Raw genomic sequence first — 17,089 nt, forward strand, 5'->3', positions numbered from 1 at the left:
GGGCATACCGGAACCTTTGGGCTCGATCCAATAAACGCTTGGGGAGAGAATACCTCTACTTTTTCAGAAGCAATTCTGTCTAAGCAAGTAATCTCTGTGAACCAAGAATCCCCGTCTCTTTAGAGCGGGGAGTGTCAACAAGTTTTAAGGCATTGGGTAAGGATGGGCTGTGTCGCTTGCTATTTTATGAGACTAGGCTCCTCTATCAACTTTTGACGGACAATTTAGTAAAGCGATGTAGTCCCTAATACAAAAGTTTTACCCTTGCTGGGATATTGTCCACGGTCCGGGACAGGGGAAATCTTAAAAAAGATACGGGAAAAAAAGCTGTTCTTGAGGGCAATAGTCCAGAATGGCAGGTAAGACCGAGTAAAAAGGGGAAAGAGGAAAGGAAAAAGTAAAAAGGATAACCTTTGACTGTATAGCCTTTCTTAGAGGGATGAAGTATGACCTGATTCTCAGTTGATATTACCGCAATCTCTACCCAAAAAATCAGCCCATAATTAACAAAAACTAGATTTTTCAAGGTAAAAACTATGTGTTTAGGCATACCAGGACAAATTACAGCAATTATTGATGAAAACCATCATCTCGCTCTCGTCGATGTGGGGGGTGTAAAAAGAGAAGTAAATATCACTTGCATTGTTGATGAAGACCATCCTGCTAATACTTGTGTAGGGGATTGGGTATTAGTTCATGTGGGTTTTGCAATGAATCGAATTGATGAAGATGAGGCTCAAGAAACCCTAAATTTATTAACACAATTATCGGAATTAGAGGAAGAATTTAATCATAATTAATGTTCTTAAGTAGTCACCCATAAATTAATTCTGTTGTCTATCTTAAGAAATGTAAATTACGGCAATTATTACTGACAACCGACGACCGGCTCCACAATTAACTTTACTTTTGTCCAACCACTTATAGAGAGAAAGCTTGTTATGAAATACGTTGATGAATTTCGTGATCCAGTTAAAGCGGCAGGATTAATTCAACAAATTGAACAATTATCGATAAGAATCTCTGAAAAGCGGGAAAAAGTTACTAAAATTATGGAGGTTTGTGGAGGTCATACCCACTCAATTTTTAGATACGGTATCGAGGCAATACTTCCCGAAACTATCGAATTAATTCACGGTCCTGGATGTCCCGTTTGTGTGATGCCGCGAGGTCGTTTAGATGATGCCATTTTTCTCGCACAACAACCGAGCGTAATTCTGACAACTTTTGGCGATACTATGCGTGTCCCCGGTTCCCATTTGAGTCTGCTGCAAGCACGAGCAAAAGGTGATGATATTCGCATGGTTTATTCTCCTCGCGATGCCTTAAAAATTGCCAGAGAAAATCTCGATAAAGAAGTAATATTTCTAGCATTAGGTTTTGAAACAACCGTTCCTAGCACAGCTTTAACTGTTTTAGAAGCCCAAAGAGATGGCATCACTAATTTTAGTTTATTTTCTAATCATGTGGTGATTATTCCCGCTCTGAAAGCTTTGTTAGATAACCCAGATCTACAGTTAGACGGTTTTGTTGGTCCCGGTCATGTTAGCATGGTAATTGGCACAGAACCCTATCAAGTTATTGCCCAAGAATATCATAAACCTGTGGTAGTTTCTGGGTTTGAACCTTTGGATATTCTCCAATCAATTTGGATGGTATTAAAACAATTAGATGAGCAGAGATGTGAGATCGAAAATCAGTATGATCGAGTGGTACAAAATCAAGGAAATAGAGTCGCTTTATCGGCAATCGACCAAGTTTTTGAACTGCGGGATCAGTTTGAATGGCGAGGTTTAGGAGAAATTGCTCAAGGAGGTTTAAAACTGCGAGATGAGTACAGTAATTTTGATGCGGAGAAGAAATTTACTTTACCCAATCAGCGCGTTAAAGATCACAAAGCTTGTCAGTGTGGCGAAATTCTTAAAGGTGTTTTAAAACCCTGGGAATGTAAAGTATTTGGGACTGCTTGTACTCCCGAACATCCCATCGGCACTTGTATGGTTTCTAGTGAAGGTGCTTGTGCCGCTTATTATAAGTATGGTAGAAATCAGTAAATTTTTTTTACTGATTAGGTTCCTTTCTGGTGAGAAAACGCTAGAATTCTCACCAGAAGAAATTAACAATCTCTCGGTGATAAAAAAGATGAAGATCAAAAATAATCTGGGTTTATTTGGCTTAACTACCTCTCTGCTGCTAGTTATCGCTTCGGAAATCGTTCTTGCTTCCCAAGAACAAACCCTAGAACTGCAACCAAGTCAACCCCCCAGCGCCGATTTTTTCAAACCCGTTACCAATCTAATTAAAGATTTAAACCATCAGGGAGTAACTATCACTGATCCCAATGATCCCATGGCGGTGCGCTACCGAGTCAATACCCCCTGTCGCGGTTGTGCGGTTTATCTAGGCACGGGAGTTGCCAATCCTCGCACCCAGACTAATAATAATGGCATGGGAATCAATTTTGGTCTTGGTTTCACCATGCCTTTTTCACCCTAAATGCCGATGACATATTTACGCCATTCCTGATTGTGATTCTCCCTGGTGTGCTTTAATAGCTCAAAGTGGAGACTGCTGTAGGGACGACGCGGCTGGGCGCGTAGGGACATATTGGCCTCTTTTGGTGTACGATTGCCCTTATGCACATTACAACGCACACAAGCCGCCACTAAATTCTCCCAGGTATCACCCCCTCCGCGAGAACGGGGAATCACATGATCGATGGTTAATTGTTCACCTCGGTAGAGACAGTATTGACAAGTGTGATGATCTCGTTCGAGGATATTACGACGGGTTAAAGGAATTTCCTTGTAGGGAACACGGACGTATTGCCTAAGACGGATAACAGAAGGTAGGGGTAAGTCACGACAAACCACTTTTCCGTTATGTTCTAGGGATTCAGCTTTTCCTTTCAACAATAAAACGATCGCACGCCGCCAACTGGTAATATTTAGCGGTTCGTAGGAGGCATTCAACACGAGAACCTTGCTCATAGGTGTCTGGAGATCGCTTGAATTTACCCCGAATGGTAGCACAGATCACTGAGATTGGAACCTATTATTCAGTGTTGGGGAAGTGGGGAGCTTTTTTCAGTGCGATGCCGAAGGCATTGCCTTCGTGCCTTCGGGAGCATCTCACTTACGCGATAAGTAATTATACTTAGCCTAAAAGCCACTCTTAATCGTGTCTTGGAACGAAATAGAGGCTTTTAAAGACTGCGTACATGGAGAATTAAAACAAGAATTACCCTCGAAAAGCCTATTTTTCCACTAAGTATTTATGCTCATTGCAAAGGTGAGATGCTCCCGTGCCTTCGGCATCGCACTATCTATTGGGCATTCAGGTTTCTGAGAATTTTTTGTGCTAAAAATTCTTTGATTTCTGTATGTCGTGGTACAGCTTCAATCACCCCAGTTTGAGGGTTAATCCAAAGAGAATGAGAAGCACCCTCTCGCTTAAGATAACAACCAGCTTTCCGCAACTTTTTTTCTAATTCTTGACGTTTCATGGAATGGAAATTGTCTCCTCGATCGCCTCTTTCGGTAGTCCTCGACGAATATCAGCCAAACGATCTTCAAAAATTAGTTGAATAGCACTTTTTAAGCTTTCTTTGGCTTCTTCAATGGTTTCTCCTTGACCATTTGCACCTAGTACTTCAGGACAAATTGCCCAGTATCCCCCTTCTGTTGCTGCTTCAATGATGGCGGTGAATTCTCCTTTCATGACAATCTCCTTTGATAATTTATGAATTATTCGATAAGTAGGTAGGCGTTAAAAGTTGTCAGATGCCCCCCTTATCAAGGGGGGATTAAAGGGGGGACTAAGGGGGGATCGGCACCCCCCTTATCAAGGGGGGCAGGGGGGATCGAACCTAAAATCCATTTTTAATTTAATTATAACCAGCTACTTAAGTATAAATCCTGATGAAACCGCGTAATCGGCCGAGGAATGACCCCTATCTCTAAAAACCGAAAACCCACACATTCCGATCTCGGTTTGTGTGGGCTGATTGTTCACTTAATTCTAAGATTGAAAGCTTACACTTTGGCGAAATCTAAGAGCTTAACTCAGAGTAACACCAGAGCGATCATAAGTTTGTGAAGAAAAGTCGGCCGAGAAGCGACGTTGAACGGTTTCCCCGTAGCCATTGTCATTGTCAATACCAATTTCAGAAGCACTTCTCCCTAACATCGATTGTTGACGATTTTTGACGGCGTGGTGGTGACGCATCATTAAGGCGCGAGCTTGTTGTTCTGTAGACATAATCATTTCCTCCGAGCTGCAAATAGTGTTTCGAACTTTTTTAATCACCCATTAATATGTATAACATACAATTCTGTATCTATTTTTACAAAACGCCCTAATCCCAGAAAAATTAACAAAACTTTACAATAGGAGACGGTCGGCAGCAGTCAGAAGTCAGGAGATTGCTTTTATTTATTCTCCCCACCCCCCAATTCATAATTCATAATTCCCAAGACATCAATCGCCCTCACACCTTAATCGAACTAGGTTCATCGACGGCGGCGATAATGCGATGACAACCGGAAAAGGGTTGCGCCCATTGATACTGGTGTTCTAAAGGATTACCCCAACAGAGACCGAGATATAATTCTGTGCGCGCCACATCTAATTCCGCCCATTCGGACTGGGCAACTAATTCGGCTAGAGAATCGGCAGAAATGGGACGACGGGAGTTAAGCGCCCACCAAAAATTCATATTAGGGGTGATACTGTTCCAAAACTCTAAAACCGAGGCTTTGGCAGCCATGAGAATTTCCTTGTCACCCGCCACGGCAACTAATTGATTATGAATTTCGGGATAACGGAGAGTGCGATCGCCCCATTGACAAACACGCCAGATAATGCCCGAAACCTGATATTTTTGTTGATAATCGTGAACTTGGCGGCGAAAATCCTGATAGGCGAAGACTTTGCCCACCTTTTCTAGATTGATCGCCTTGGCAATCACCGGATTATCAATGCGCTCCGCCGGGGAGAGTAACAGACGTTCCCCTTTGCAAGTGGCGTGCATTTCTCGCTCGAGGATTTCAATTAACTGCTGTGTCGAGTAAGCCATACTACCGCTCTTACCTGAGAGAGGATTTCTTTTTATCATAAACTCGAATTTCCGTAGTGGAAAGGCTCGATCGCTAGAAAATTGTCAATCATCGGAAATATTGGCAGTATACCCCTTGATACTTGGGGTTTGCAGCAAAAAGCTTTTCGGTGGGGGCAGGGTGTGGGGTGTGGGGTGTGGGGTGTGGGGTGTGGGGAGAAACAATTCATAACTTGAGAGTTAATCACACTATTAAAAAGGGATTTAGTCTAACTGCTCGGTTTTACATCGGTTACTTTTTTTCTGGTCCAGAGGGCGAGAATTGTCAGGAAAAGTTAACCCATCACTCCCCCTCAAGGATTTTTATCGATTCCAGTTAATCGATCGGAAACCGTACAAGTGTATTTAATTAACAGTCCGACGTTTAATTTATCGTACTATTCCCCTGTTCTATTTCTCCCAGTCTTATTAAAATTTCTGATTGATCTGGGTGATTTCTAATTTTATTGATCTCTTCATAAGTAACCTCCATAATATCAAATAATAACCATATTAATCTTTCTCTCTTATCCTCGTCACTAAAATTTCCCCCGATGATAGCGTTTAATCTTCCTTGATATTTCTCTTGCGTTTCTTTCAGTGTAAATCTACTGAGTAATTCTTGGATGTATTCCTGAAGAGTAACTATTTGAAAACAATTAAATTCATGCTTAATAGACATATATAGGCTGGTTTTCTTGTTCCCCAATTTCTTTTGGAAAGGCTCAATAATAGATGCTTTAAATTGTTTGTACAACCCTAATATCTTTTTGATCAGACTGGAGACAGGATTAATTGTCGATAAGCTAAATCCACCCATTACTTGGTCGATTTGTTCTAAATTAGGGTTTAAGGAACTAATAATAAAACCAAAGACCAGAGCAATGATTAAACCCACATATACATTATCCTCGATCAAGCTTAATAGAGAAAATATAAACTGAATAAAAAGGTATAAAAGTATTGATACAAAAATTTTGACAATTAATAAAAAACGGAAAGTCTTTAAAAAATCCTTTTTTAAATCGGGAAATAAATGACGAATCCTAAAAGCTGAGAAATAGGTACTTCTAGTTTCAACTGCTACTCCAATAATTATCGCAGTCACCACAAAAGGCCACCGATCTTCTCCCAGAAGTTTCCGTATTTCGCTAAAAAGATCGGTGGCGGCGGTTGTCTGAGAATCTACCAAAAATAGGTAATGGGTGAATGAACTGAAAAAAGGAAACTTGTCTAATTCCGTTAGAACCTGACTACAAAATACCATTTACCCTCAGCCAACGAGTTTTCCAAGTGGGAGTAAAGATTTTGTAGCTTTCTTCTTCATTGACTTTGATATAGCCTTTGTCCGCTAGTTTTTCTAATTTATCTTGTAAGTTAGCTTCTCCAATTCTATCTGTTTCAATTTCAAAGCTCAAGACAGTGGCAGCATTAACTTTGAGTAAATCAGATAAAAGAGACTTCTCCTCGGAGGTTAAATAATTGTCAGACTTAGCTGAAGTCCCAGAATCACCCTTATAAGTGTCATTGTCTTTGGACTTAGAAGGAAATATGTCAAGCATTCTGTTTTGTGTAGTTTATAAATACACTTCGACCAGTACATCTTGATCCTCAGTCATGACTCTCTGATTTCATGACTGAGAATGACTGAGATATGTCTGAGTTTTTTGCGATAAAATAGAGATTGCGTCGATTGATGGAAGTTTATGGGGCGATCGCTTAAAGTAAAATCAGAATATATCCCTAGAGTCAAACAAGCAGTTAAACTCAATGGTTACGCAAGTCAACAGGTGCTTGCTGAGGTGTTAGGATTCGGAAGAGCGACTATTAGCCTTTTTCTTAACGGTAAACCGATTAGCAATCTTAATTTTTTTGAAATTTGTCAAAAATTAGGCCTTGATTATCGAGAAATCGCTGACTGGGATGAGTTGGAGGAAACAGCTGCTGCCACGTCTGAGGATGAGGGAGAAAACTGGGCTGCGGATTTTTCCAAGTATGTTGAACGTCCTCCAGTGGAACAGCTTTGTCTGGAGACGGTGCGTCAAGCAGGTTCATTATTGCGAATTAAATCAGCCAAGGGGATGGGTAAAACCCTATTAGTCGATAGAATTTTGAGTCAAGTTGACAAAAGAGAGTATAAAACCGTCAGTTTCAGTTTTTTACAAGCAAGTAAAGGAATTCTCAGCGATTTAGACCGATTGCTCTCTTGGTTTGCTTTGATTACTTCCAAGAAATTAGGGTTAGCAGCTCTCTTTCAGGAAAAATGGCAAGAAGGATTAGGACTTTATAGCTGTACTGCCTATTTTGAAGACCATTTGCTCAAAAAGCTGGATAAACCCCTAATTTTAGTTTTAGAGGAGATAGATAGTCTCTTTGCCTATACCAGCGTTGCCGACGATTTCCTTAGTTTATTTCGTCTTTGGCACGAGGAGGCAAAAAATAATAATACTTGGCAAAAGTTACACTTAATTATCACCTATTCCACAGAAAATTATGTTCTTGTTGACCTGAATACATCTCCTTTGAATGTTGTAGGAACAGAAATACTGTTACCTGATTTTACTCTAGAACAGGTCTTGACTCTAGCTAATAAATATCAGGCTAACTTGGGAAAAGATGAACTGCAAAAAATAATTAATCTTGTCGGGGGACATCCCTATTTAATCCAAAAAGCGATTTATGGGATTACCCAAAAACAACTGTCTTTAGCAGATTTTTTAGAGACAGCAGCCACGGAAGCGGGAATTTATGGGGATCATTTGCGAGGACATTTGCTAAACTTACAAGAACATCCAAACCTAGCAGCAGGAATGAAAAAGGTTGTAGAGTCCTCTTCTCCCGTTGATTTAGGTGCAACAATTAATTGGCAACTTCATAGTTTAGGATTAGTAACCTTTGTGCAGAATGCTGTTCAACCCCGTTATCCACTATACAGCAACTATTTTAGGTATCGCCTATCCTCCTAAAATCCAATATATTGAGTTAAACTGTTGTACATCTAAATCTAATATTCGTTTTCACCTGTTCCCCGTTCCCCCATCGAACCCAGAACTTTAAATGCGGACTAGCTTAGGGACAGATAACCTTTGATTAAATTATTCATCGAACTTAACCAATCAGACAAATTGCTAATTTTAATCCTATGGCGACCAATTTTTATTATGTTGGAGGCAGCGTCCCCCTAAATGCACCTAGTTATATCAAGCGGGAAGCAGATGATATATTTTATAACTATCTAAAAAATGGACAGTATTGCTATGTGTTAAATTCCCGTCAAATGGGAAAATCAAGTTTGTGGGTACAGACACAAAAACGACTGAAAGAGGATAATATTGACTGTGCTATCATTGATTTGAGTGGTCTAGGAAAAAACATATCCGAAGATATTTGGTATCGAGTATTATTTGAGCAACTGGTTAAACGATTTGCTCTTTCTATTCGGGGAAAAGAGCAAACTTGGTGGGATGAACGAGCCTATAAATCAGCTATTAATCGTCTTGATCAATTTGTTGAGGAAATTCTCTTAAAGGAGGTATCCCGACCTATTGTTATCTGTTTCGATGAAATTGATAGCGTTCTGAGTTTAAAATTTTCCACAGATGATTTCTTTGCTTGGCTGCGTAGCTGTCATGAAAAACGTCCCCATAATAGGGATTACCAACCTCTAACCTTTTGTATGTTGGGGTTAGCAGCAGTTTCTAACTTTATTCTAGATAATTATCGTAGTCCTTTTAATATTGGTCAAGATATTCGATTATCTGGATTTACTATAAAGGATGCCAGAAAACTTGCCGAGGGATTGCAGGACAAAGTTATCGCACCAGAACGGGTTTTAGAGGAGGTTATAGACTGGACAGGTGGACAACCGTTTTTAACTCAAAAAATTTGTCATTTAATCTCCACATCTAGCACTGGATTTGGCAAGGAATCCCCAGCAACCCCGATTAATGTCAGCGATTTTATCCAGTCGCAAGTAATTAGTAACTGGGTATCTCAAGATAGTCCAGAACACCTAAAAACTATTCAGAATCGTTTATTAAATAAGCGTGTCACGGGTAGAAGAATGCTGAAGCTTTACCAAGAAATTTTAAGAAATGGTGAAATTACCGATGATGGTAGTCCCGATCAAATAGAATTACGCTTAACGGGATTGGTAGTTCAAGACCGACAAAAGTTAAAAGTTTATAATAAGATTTATAGAAATGTTTTTAATGAAACTTGGGTGACAACGGAATTAAATAAAATCCCTCCATACATTGAAAAGTACGAAGTTTGGTTAAATTCAGGGGAAGATGCCACTAAAATTCTTTTTGATCAAGATTTAGCAGAAGCTTTAACTTGGAGTGAAAATCAAGATATTAATGAGTCAGAAAAGCGTTTTTTAGAGTTATAAGACAATAATGCCACTAATGCCACCGAGGATAATAGCTGATTTGATATTAACATCACCTGATGACACCGTGATGAGTGCATCTCCTTTTTATAAATCTACTAAGTTGGAATTTTTAAGGAGAAACTCTCCGCTAAAATTGGCCGTTACTTTCGGTTTTATCAATCAATCCACGCTTTTGGGGGGTATAACCCCCAAACCCCGGAGCGCATTAATTTTTCCAGGAGATGTTCACAGGCAGTTGTTGATGTATTTATAATGATTTAAGAGTCACTGATATATTTAATGAAAAACTAGGCCAATCCAGGACTAGGTAGCATCGTGATAAGGGGGATAATACATTGGACTCCGCTAACGATCGGAAAATTCTCGGCTATTTCATCGAAGAAGCAAAAGAACACCTGGAAACTTTAGAACAGGGGATTTTAGACTTAGGCCATCTCATGAACAACACTGAACAGATGAACGAGATGTTTCGTGCCGCCCATTCCGTCAAGGCAGGGGCGGCCATGTTAGGCTATGGTAGTATCCAAAAAACTGCTCACCGTCTTGAGGATGCTTTCACAATATTGAAAGAAAATCCCCTAGAAGTGGATCAAAAATTAGAGTCTTTGTTGCTCAAGAGTTATGATCTGCTTCAGATATTGATCGATAAGCTGCAGAGTCCCTTAGGTTTGCAAGCCGAGGAAGCTGACGCGATCATTAAAAACGGTGAACCGACTTTTGTCGAATTACAGGCCCATCTTAACTATCTTCTCGGCCAGGGAAAATCTACCCCAGCTATTGCGGCGGTCTCTTCTATCTCCATCAGCGTCAGAGATATCCTCAAACAGATGTTACAACTGTTCAAACAGCAAGAAACCAGTGCTTCCCGTCAGCAATTGCAAGAATTAATTTTATCTCTGTCTCAATTGGCTTCAGAACAGCAACAATGGCAATATTTAGTTAAAAATGCCCAATCGGCACTGGCTAACTCCAAACATTCCTATCGTACTCTCGCTCCAGTTATTATTAGGGAATTAAAACAAGCTAGTGATTTATTAGAATGGGGTCGCGGGGAAGAAATCACCGTCAGTCAAGAATTGCAATTATTAGCCGCCGCCAAATTACCACAAATCCTGATTAACCCAGAAGCGGAATTGGTAGCTAGTACCCCGGAACTTCTTCCCGATCAAGATTTAGAAGAAGCTTTAACTTCGAGTCAAAATCAGGACATTAATGAGTCGGAAAAGCCTTCTTTAGAGTTAAGTCAAATCCCAGTCAATCGAAAAGCACAGATAGCAAGTCAAAGGGAAGCATATCAAATGGCTGAAGAAAAATTAACCCCCGAATTTGAGGAAAACCAACGAGCAACTTTAATTAAGGAAACTCTAGCTTGGACAGGGGGTAACTTGGAGTTAACCGAAATAGTTATTCGTTTGCTAATCGACAATAAAAACGAGTTACGCGAAGGACAAGAAAAACCAAGAATTGAACAATTAATTCAGAAACATATTGTAGAAAATTGGTTACAAAATAAAGCGGCAGTCCATCTCCAGAAAATACAAAACAGTCTCTTAACTCCTGATAAAAATGTTAGGTCAAGATTAGAAATCTATCAAGATATTTTGCAGGGGAGAGTATTGGCTAATAATAAACCCGAAAAATTGGAGCTTCAGCAAGCAGAATTAGTTATTAAAAATGGTGACTATCTAGAAGTTACTAATCGAATTTATCAAGAGGTATTTAATGTTCAATGGATCAAACAAGAATTAGAAAAATTAGTTAATGCGGAAAATTCTCCTGCTGATTTAACTAAAATATTATCTTTCTTGGCACTATTAGCCTTTCTTGGATTTGCTTTTTGGTCATTAAAGACTCCTGAAAATACTCCTAATGTGATGGCACCAACTCCAGAAATTTGTGATCAACGAGATTTTGAGATTAGCTTAGAAAAGAATATTCAACAACTGCAAGAATTGGAAAGGAAACAAGGTAATCAGTTTTCTGACAAGTGTGCGACTCAATTAAATGAATTAATGTTAATTCAGCAAGCAATAGGACTAGCTGCCAATAATTTTGTGGCTAATGTGCCGGGTAGAGAAGGTGCTTTTGAAATTTTGTGCAAAATCCCCCCATCTTCTGATAACTTTAAAGAAGCTCAATCTTGGGCAAAACGTTGGTATAATGACAGAACTTGGAAATCGGATATCGATCGAGCTTTGCAAGATAATCCAAATTGCCAAAAACTTATTGAATAAACATTAATTTTTCAATCACTAAATACCCCATCGCTACCCGTTAATTCCTCGGATAATGATACCCGGATTCCTTCCCTTCCCCGTGACCAAAATAGGGAGAATAGGTCAGGAAGATTGAAGGATTGACTCCTTCTAACAGGAGAGGAATTAACCTGTGGTTTTTTTTGACGTAAAACAATTACTTGCATATAATAGAGGAGATTGCCAATAATTAGCCAGAGAATTAAACTAAAAATAAAAGTAAATGCCATGACTACAATCCATCCAAAAAATTGAAAAGCGACTTGAGATATAGGACTATCCTGTGTTAATCCATTGGCGAATTCTCCCGCATCTTTGCTACTAAATAACCCCACCGCTATTGTTCCCCAAAAACCACAAAAAAGATGTACTGGAATTGCTCCCACTGGATCATCAATTACTTTAGTTTTAATTAAAAATTCTTCTCCTAATAAGACAATAATGCCACTAATGCCACCAATGATAATAGCTGATCTGATATTAACATAACCTGAGGATGCCGTGATCCCCACTAATCCTCCTAAAATGCCATTAATAATTGTGGATAAACTGGCTTTACGGCCAATTAAAGGATTAAAAATTAATGCCAAAAATCCCCCAGTGGCAGCGGCAATCATCGTGGTAGTAATTGTTATGGGGACATCATTCAAATTTACCGCCGAACCACCATTAAAACCAAACCATCCTAACCAAAGAATGAAACAACCAAGAGTGGCAAAACCTAACTGATGGGGGGCAAAATTTCCCCTTTCTTTTGCTTCATAACGATCGGTTTTGCGATTATAACCAAAGCGTCCATCTCTCGGTTTTAGTAACCAAGCACCCACTAATCCGGCCATTCCTCCCACCGAATGCACCACCGTTGAACCGGCAAAATCTCGAAACTTAAATAAGTTATATAACCATCCTTCCGATGACCAAATCCAATGTCCTGTCAGAGAATAAGAAAAAGCGACTAAAAAGAAACTAAATAGCAAAAATGCCCAAAATTTAACCCTTTCTGCCACTGCTCCCGATACAATGGTCGCCGCAGTTCCCGCAAAAGTTAATTGAAAGAAAAATAAAGTGGCAATTGAACGACCTGTCCACACTTCTTGGAATTGACTGTATTGATTATTGGGGGTTAAAATTTCCAAGAAAAATCCTGTACCACCAGAGAAACTATTTTTTAGTGCGGATGTATTACCAAACATTAAACCGAAACCAAACATCCAATAAGCTAAGGCAGCAACACAGAAGACAATTAGGTTTTTAGCTAAGACATTAGTGGCGTTATTAGTACGACAAAAACCCGTTTCCAGCAGGGCAAAACCCGCATTCATAAAGAATACTAACGAGCCGGCTATTAACATCCAGAGATTAGCAACTAAATCCACAGTAGAATTATTTAAATCTTGTGCTGTGACTTTGCCTACACCGATCAACAGCATGACGATGAGAGAGAAACAAAAAGATAGGATATTACGCAAACGCGGGCGATATTCTAGAAAAGATAATAATCGATTCATGGGGTATAGCTATGATGGGCAATTTCCCCTTTATAGTAATTGATTTAATCGCTTATCGTTCACTCAAAACTGCTTTTTTCTGGTCCAGATAGCGAGAATTGTCAGGAAAAGTAAACCCATCACTCCCGCTAAAGGATTTTTATCGATTCCAGTTAACCAATCGGGAACAGTACCAGTGTATTTAATTAACTGACCCACATTTAATATATAGTATGCCCAGACTAAACCTGCGTGCAGACCGATACTTTTACCCAAACTACCACCACAGGCGCGTTTTGCCCAACCTAGAACCAATCCTAGCAAGACTAAGGCAGGAAATTGGGGAAAAGTGCGGATAATTTCGGCTAAAGGTTTAATAAAGTGAGCAAGAGCGAAAATTAAGGCACTAATCACCAGAGCGATAGCGGGACGATAATCCTTTTCTAATTCTCCCAGTAACCAGCCGCGAAATAGTAATTCTTCGGCAAAACCCACCGCTAAAGCGACTAAAAACCCCTCTAGGATGATTTTGCTGATTTGGGGATTTGCCGGTAAGAAATTTAACCAACCTAGGAAAGCTTGGGACAGAAAAAGCGAGAAAGTGAAAAATAAACCGATCGCCAAACCGTTAATTAACTCGATCGGCGTTTTTCTTCGCCAAATCAACCCATAACCAGCTAATCCCTCATCGCCATAAATTGTCCGTCCCCACCAATGGGATAACCCCAAAAATTCCAGATAGAGAACAGAAAGGGTCAAAATTGAGACCAGATTGGCATTAGTGGCAAAAAAGTGATAGAGGGGAAGTGCGATCGGCAACCAGAGAAAAAGTAGGAGCAAAATAAAAACCCCCAGTCGCAGGGGGACTGGGTAAGTGGCAATTACCCGTAATCTTTTATTCATCGGGTTCGATGCTGCTGGTTAAACCTTTATTTTTCAAGGTTTCACAGTAAAATTCCGCGTGTTCTTGGATGCAGGTAATCACCAAGGCTGTACCATTCGTGTGCGCTTCCATCATGATATCGACTGCTTGGGGTTGCGTCATACCGGCGATCGTTTGCATTAAACTCTGAACCACATACTCCATCGAGTTAAAGTCGTCATTGTGGAGTAAAACGCGATAACGCGGCGCTGGTTTACGGATTGTCGCTGTGGAACGCTTTTCGATCACTTCTGTGGACACCGTGTCTCTCCTTTGAATCTATATCACAAATACAGGTCAATTACTAATGATCATAATCAAAATTTCCGGATTGAGCTAGGCTTTTTCTGTGATCCGTGAGGGGGTTGGGTGTTGGGGAGTGGGGGACAGCCAAAGGAATGACATTTCTAGATGGATAGATCATAATTGAATTAACCCTGTAATTTAACCTTATTTCTCTATGTCTGCTGGCGAATTACAAAATCTCGATAAAAATATTCAACGCTTGAAAGAACAATTAGCGGGAAAGCGAGACATTTTAGTCACAATCGCACCGGAAGAACAAGTTAGGATCAAGCAGCAGATCGAAGATTTACGCCGACTAATTCGGGATTTTGAACGAGAAAAATGGGATTTAGTCGCCAGCGACAGTCAAGAAGCGTCCTTTCCTGATGCCGAGGTAATGGTAGCAGAAATTGTCACAGAATTGACGGCAATTACCAAAGAACCACCCCCAGAACTTGCTTCTGCACAAATCTTAGAATTATTAAATCAAATTCTGGCTAAACTCAATCAACCAGAGCGATCGGCAGCAGCCAAATTAAAAGCGGCCATATCTACTATACCCCCTTTTGTTTCCCTGACCTACGAAGCGGAATTAGATACTGAGTCAACTTTTAAGCGTTATTTTCCCACATTTAATCGTGCGATCGCAGGGGTGAAAAATCGTCTAAAAAAGTAAGTATTCCCTCTAAAAGCTTTGCTGGTATCGAGCGGACAATTAATATTAGTCAATCGGGAATTGGTAATACACAGAACAACATCTTTAATCTGTGAAAACCAAGCCTAGTAAATGTTATCATTGAAAATAGTTATTATCAAAGACAAGAGGTAATTTATGTCAGAATTGCAATCGGAAGCGTTAAAACCAATATTAAAAGAGTTACTCTATGAGTTATTAATACAAGAAAAGGATTTACTAAAAGAGTTAATTTATGAAGTGCTGGAAGATACGGCTATGGCTAGGGCAATTCAAGAGGGAAAAGATAGTAACAATGTCAGTCGTGATGAAATTTTGACTCTGTTAAAAGAATAAGAGATGAATATTGAATTTCGTAAAAGCTTTGAGACAGATCTACGCAATCTCAAAGATGGTAAAATTAAGCGACAAATTCAGGCAATTATTGAGGAGATAGAATTAGCCAAAAGTTTAACCGAGTTGCGTAATGTCAAAGCGATTCAAGGGTATCGAGGATTTTATCGCATTCGGATTGGGGATTATCGTCTTGGTTTGTATTTAGAGCAAGATACTGTCGCCTTGGTTCGTCTTCTACACCGAAAGGAAATGTATCGTTATTTTCCTTAAAAACCTCATTAATATTACTTTTAGATTAGATTTATTTTGAGCAAAGATAATTATTTTTAGAGAGAATTAAAAATGAAAATCAATATTGAGCAAGATGGAACTGATAACAATCAAAATAATACTTTTAATCTGAATATTCCCGAACCAAAAGAACGTCAAGCTGTCCCTAGTAATGTGGGCAAAAGTACGGTTAATTTTGTCGGGAGGGAAGATGAGTTAACCTTAATTCATCAGCAATTGCAAACAGAACAAGGGGTGATTGTTTGTGCAGTAGAAGGGTTAGGGGGAATAGGAAAAACCGCTTTAGCTTTGGAATATGCGAAACGATACCAACAGGAATACGCGGCACAATATTGGTTATCCTTGCGACTATCGGGTTTAGCAGAAGAAATAGTTAAATTAGCCGGTCCTTATCTATCTTTACCAGAAATATTGAAAAAAGAATCTTTAGAAAAACAAGTGGACTGGTATTGGCAAAATTGGCTACCTCAGCAGGGAAAATTATTATTAATTCTCGATGATGTCCCCAATATCGACCGAATTCCCGATCAAATGTTACCAAAAGATTCTAGGATTAAGATATTAGTCACCACTAGGGAAAGGTGTCTTAGTACGGAATTTGAGTCTATAGCTTTAGATGTTTTACCCTTGGATAAATGTGTAGAATTATTAACCAAAATTGTTGGTACTGCTAAAGTTGAGAAAGAAAAAGCTTTAGTAGAACAGATTTGTCACAAAATTTTAGGACGCTTAACCTTAGCAGTGGAGTTGGTGGGGGAATATTTAGCGAAAAATCGTCATTTAAAGTTTAGCCATTTACGCGATAAATTAAATTTAGCTCATACTGCTTTAACCCAGAAAAGAAACCACAGAGATTATGGACATTTAGGGGTAGCAGCCGCAATTAAAATCAGTTGGGATGATTTAAGTTCTGCTGTTCAAAAAGTGGCAATGCTGTTGAGTTTATTTGCACCAGTGGCTATTGCTTGGACGTTGCTATCGGAGATAAAATCTTAAGAAATGTCAATTATCACTATTCTTACTGACCCTCAATAAATTAGAATCAGATCATAAATGCGATCGCTTGCTCAATTCTCGATGATTAATCTGGAGGCCAAAATCAGCAACTGAGGCAATTAACCTTTTTCAAACTACCGAGTTTAGGTGGTAGTCACTGATAACTGATAACTGGTAACTGATAACTGAAATGACTCGCTTTATTTGGGATAAATTTAGCAAAGACTTCTTAGAAACCCTTCTTTCTCCCTACGGTACAGTAGTTGTCAGCAAAGAAGTCACCTCAGAAATTAAAGAAATTGATGTGTATTTTAGTCCTAATATCTCTGAAA

At 39.4% G+C, this 17,089-nt stretch carries 20 protein-coding genes and 1 pseudogene; 11 read left to right on the forward strand and 10 right to left on the reverse strand.

What is annotated here, in order from left to right; all coding sequences use genetic code 11:
* Positions 1 to 536 precede the first annotated feature (536 nt).
* From IM450_RS10735 to IM450_RS10745, 3 genes are all read left to right on the forward strand, one after another.
* The gene (locus IM450_RS10735) at positions 537 to 800 is read left to right on the forward strand and encodes a HypC/HybG/HupF family hydrogenase formation chaperone (RefSeq protein WP_287658049.1); all 264 of its coding nucleotides are present in this window, start codon (positions 537 to 539) and stop codon (positions 798 to 800) included.
* 141 nt (positions 801 to 941) lie between these two features.
* On the forward strand, positions 942 to 2,054 hold the full coding sequence (gene hypD / locus IM450_RS10740; RefSeq protein WP_287668323.1) for a hydrogenase formation protein HypD: 1,113 nt from the start codon (positions 942 to 944) through the stop codon (positions 2,052 to 2,054).
* Positions 2,055 to 2,142: 88 nt separating this feature from the next.
* Complete coding sequence (locus IM450_RS10745; RefSeq protein ID WP_043997667.1) at positions 2,143 to 2,496, forward strand: hypothetical protein; 354 nt, start codon at positions 2,143 to 2,145, stop codon at positions 2,494 to 2,496.
* On the opposite strand, the gene IM450_RS10750 is transcribed toward IM450_RS10745, so the two are convergent.
* The 7 genes from IM450_RS10750 to IM450_RS10780 all read right to left on the reverse strand — a co-directional run bounded on the left by IM450_RS10750 (position 2,493) and on the right by IM450_RS10780 (position 6,657).
* Positions 2,493 to 2,990, reverse strand: coding sequence for an HNH endonuclease (locus IM450_RS10750; RefSeq protein WP_004163691.1), 498 nt, complete (start codon positions 2,988 to 2,990; stop codon positions 2,493 to 2,495). The genes IM450_RS10745 and IM450_RS10750 overlap by 4 nt on opposite strands.
* Positions 2,991 to 3,325: 335 nt before the next feature.
* Positions 3,326 to 3,505 carry a type II toxin-antitoxin system HicA family toxin gene (locus tag IM450_RS10755; protein WP_002782277.1) on the reverse strand — a complete coding sequence of 60 codons (180 nt, stop codon included), beginning with the start codon at positions 3,503 to 3,505 and terminating at the stop codon, positions 3,326 to 3,328.
* Positions 3,502 to 3,720 carry a type II toxin-antitoxin system HicB family antitoxin gene (locus IM450_RS10760; RefSeq protein WP_004163690.1) on the reverse strand — a complete coding sequence of 73 codons (219 nt, stop codon included), beginning with the start codon at positions 3,718 to 3,720 and terminating at the stop codon, positions 3,502 to 3,504. Before IM450_RS10760 ends, IM450_RS10755 begins: the two co-directional genes overlap by 4 nt.
* A gap of 339 nt (positions 3,721 to 4,059) precedes the next feature.
* Complete coding sequence (locus tag IM450_RS10765; protein WP_002758764.1) at positions 4,060 to 4,260, reverse strand: hypothetical protein; 201 nt, start codon at positions 4,258 to 4,260, stop codon at positions 4,060 to 4,062.
* Positions 4,261 to 4,489: 229 nt separating this feature from the next.
* Positions 4,490 to 5,077: a hypothetical protein gene (locus tag IM450_RS10770; RefSeq protein ID WP_004163689.1), complete on the reverse strand. Its 588-nt coding sequence runs from the start codon at positions 5,075 to 5,077 to the stop codon at positions 4,490 to 4,492.
* A 403-nt stretch (positions 5,078 to 5,480) separates the two neighbouring features.
* On the reverse strand, positions 5,481 to 6,362 hold the full coding sequence (locus tag IM450_RS10775; RefSeq protein ID WP_004163687.1) for a hypothetical protein: 882 nt from the start codon (positions 6,360 to 6,362) through the stop codon (positions 5,481 to 5,483).
* Complete coding sequence (locus tag IM450_RS10780; RefSeq protein WP_287668328.1) at positions 6,349 to 6,657, reverse strand: hypothetical protein; 309 nt, start codon at positions 6,655 to 6,657, stop codon at positions 6,349 to 6,351. Before IM450_RS10780 ends, IM450_RS10775 begins: the two co-directional genes overlap by 14 nt.
* Before the next feature lie 144 nt (positions 6,658 to 6,801).
* Between IM450_RS10780 and IM450_RS10785 the strand changes: the two genes are divergently transcribed.
* The 3 genes from IM450_RS10785 (at position 6,802) to IM450_RS10795 (ending at position 11,725) form a co-directional block, all read left to right on the forward strand.
* Positions 6,802 to 8,061, forward strand: coding sequence for an AAA-like domain-containing protein (locus IM450_RS10785; RefSeq protein WP_287668331.1), 1,260 nt, complete (start codon positions 6,802 to 6,804; stop codon positions 8,059 to 8,061).
* A gap of 176 nt (positions 8,062 to 8,237) precedes the next feature.
* Positions 8,238 to 9,488 carry an AAA-like domain-containing protein gene (locus IM450_RS10790; protein ID WP_287668334.1) on the forward strand — a complete coding sequence of 417 codons (1,251 nt, stop codon included), beginning with the start codon at positions 8,238 to 8,240 and terminating at the stop codon, positions 9,486 to 9,488.
* Between the two features lie 338 nt (positions 9,489 to 9,826).
* The gene (locus IM450_RS10795) at positions 9,827 to 11,725 is read left to right on the forward strand and encodes an Hpt domain-containing protein (protein WP_287668336.1); all 1,899 of its coding nucleotides are present in this window, start codon (positions 9,827 to 9,829) and stop codon (positions 11,723 to 11,725) included.
* An 11-nt stretch (positions 11,726 to 11,736) separates the two neighbouring features.
* Here IM450_RS10795 and IM450_RS10800 read toward each other — a convergent pair whose 3' ends face one another.
* The 3 genes from IM450_RS10800 to clpS all read right to left on the reverse strand — a co-directional run bounded on the left by IM450_RS10800 (position 11,737) and on the right by clpS (position 14,416).
* Positions 11,737 to 13,254 (reverse strand): ammonium transporter, encoded by a 1,518-nt coding sequence (locus tag IM450_RS10800; RefSeq protein WP_287668339.1) that lies wholly within the window; start codon positions 13,252 to 13,254, stop codon positions 11,737 to 11,739.
* Positions 13,255 to 13,317: 63 nt separating this feature from the next.
* Positions 13,318 to 14,136, reverse strand: a complete 819-nt coding sequence (locus IM450_RS10805; protein ID WP_287668341.1) for a CPBP family intramembrane glutamic endopeptidase — start codon at positions 14,134 to 14,136, stop codon at positions 13,318 to 13,320.
* Positions 14,129 to 14,416, reverse strand: coding sequence for an ATP-dependent Clp protease adapter ClpS (clpS, locus tag IM450_RS10810; protein ID WP_002738526.1), 288 nt, complete (start codon positions 14,414 to 14,416; stop codon positions 14,129 to 14,131). The genes IM450_RS10805 and clpS overlap by 8 nt, the downstream gene beginning before the upstream one ends.
* A 199-nt stretch (positions 14,417 to 14,615) precedes the next feature.
* Between clpS and IM450_RS10815 the strand changes: the two genes are divergently transcribed.
* The 5 genes and pseudogenes from IM450_RS10815 to IM450_RS22700 form a co-directional block, all read left to right on the forward strand.
* A complete protein-coding gene (locus tag IM450_RS10815) occupies positions 14,616 to 15,116 on the forward strand; it encodes a hypothetical protein (protein WP_287668343.1) in 501 nt (166 codons plus the stop codon).
* Positions 15,117 to 15,272: 156 nt separating this feature from the next.
* Positions 15,273 to 15,470 carry a hypothetical protein gene (locus IM450_RS10820; protein WP_002800470.1) on the forward strand — a complete coding sequence of 66 codons (198 nt, stop codon included), beginning with the start codon at positions 15,273 to 15,275 and terminating at the stop codon, positions 15,468 to 15,470.
* 3 nt (positions 15,471 to 15,473) lie between these two features.
* Positions 15,474 to 15,740, forward strand: coding sequence for a type II toxin-antitoxin system RelE family toxin (locus IM450_RS10825; RefSeq protein WP_002800469.1), 267 nt, complete (start codon positions 15,474 to 15,476; stop codon positions 15,738 to 15,740).
* 72 nt (positions 15,741 to 15,812) lie between these two features.
* Positions 15,813 to 16,757, forward strand: a complete 945-nt coding sequence (locus IM450_RS10830; RefSeq protein WP_002800468.1) for an NB-ARC domain-containing protein — start codon at positions 15,813 to 15,815, stop codon at positions 16,755 to 16,757.
* A gap of 190 nt (positions 16,758 to 16,947) precedes the next feature.
* Positions 16,948 to 17,089 (forward strand): annotated as a pseudogene (locus tag IM450_RS22700) (DUF4351 domain-containing protein); the annotation flags it as partial.

This window comes from Microcystis sp. M083S1, from assembly GCF_020246405.1.
Classification (GTDB): Bacteria; Cyanobacteriota; Cyanobacteriia; order Cyanobacteriales; family Microcystaceae; genus Microcystis; species Microcystis aeruginosa_C.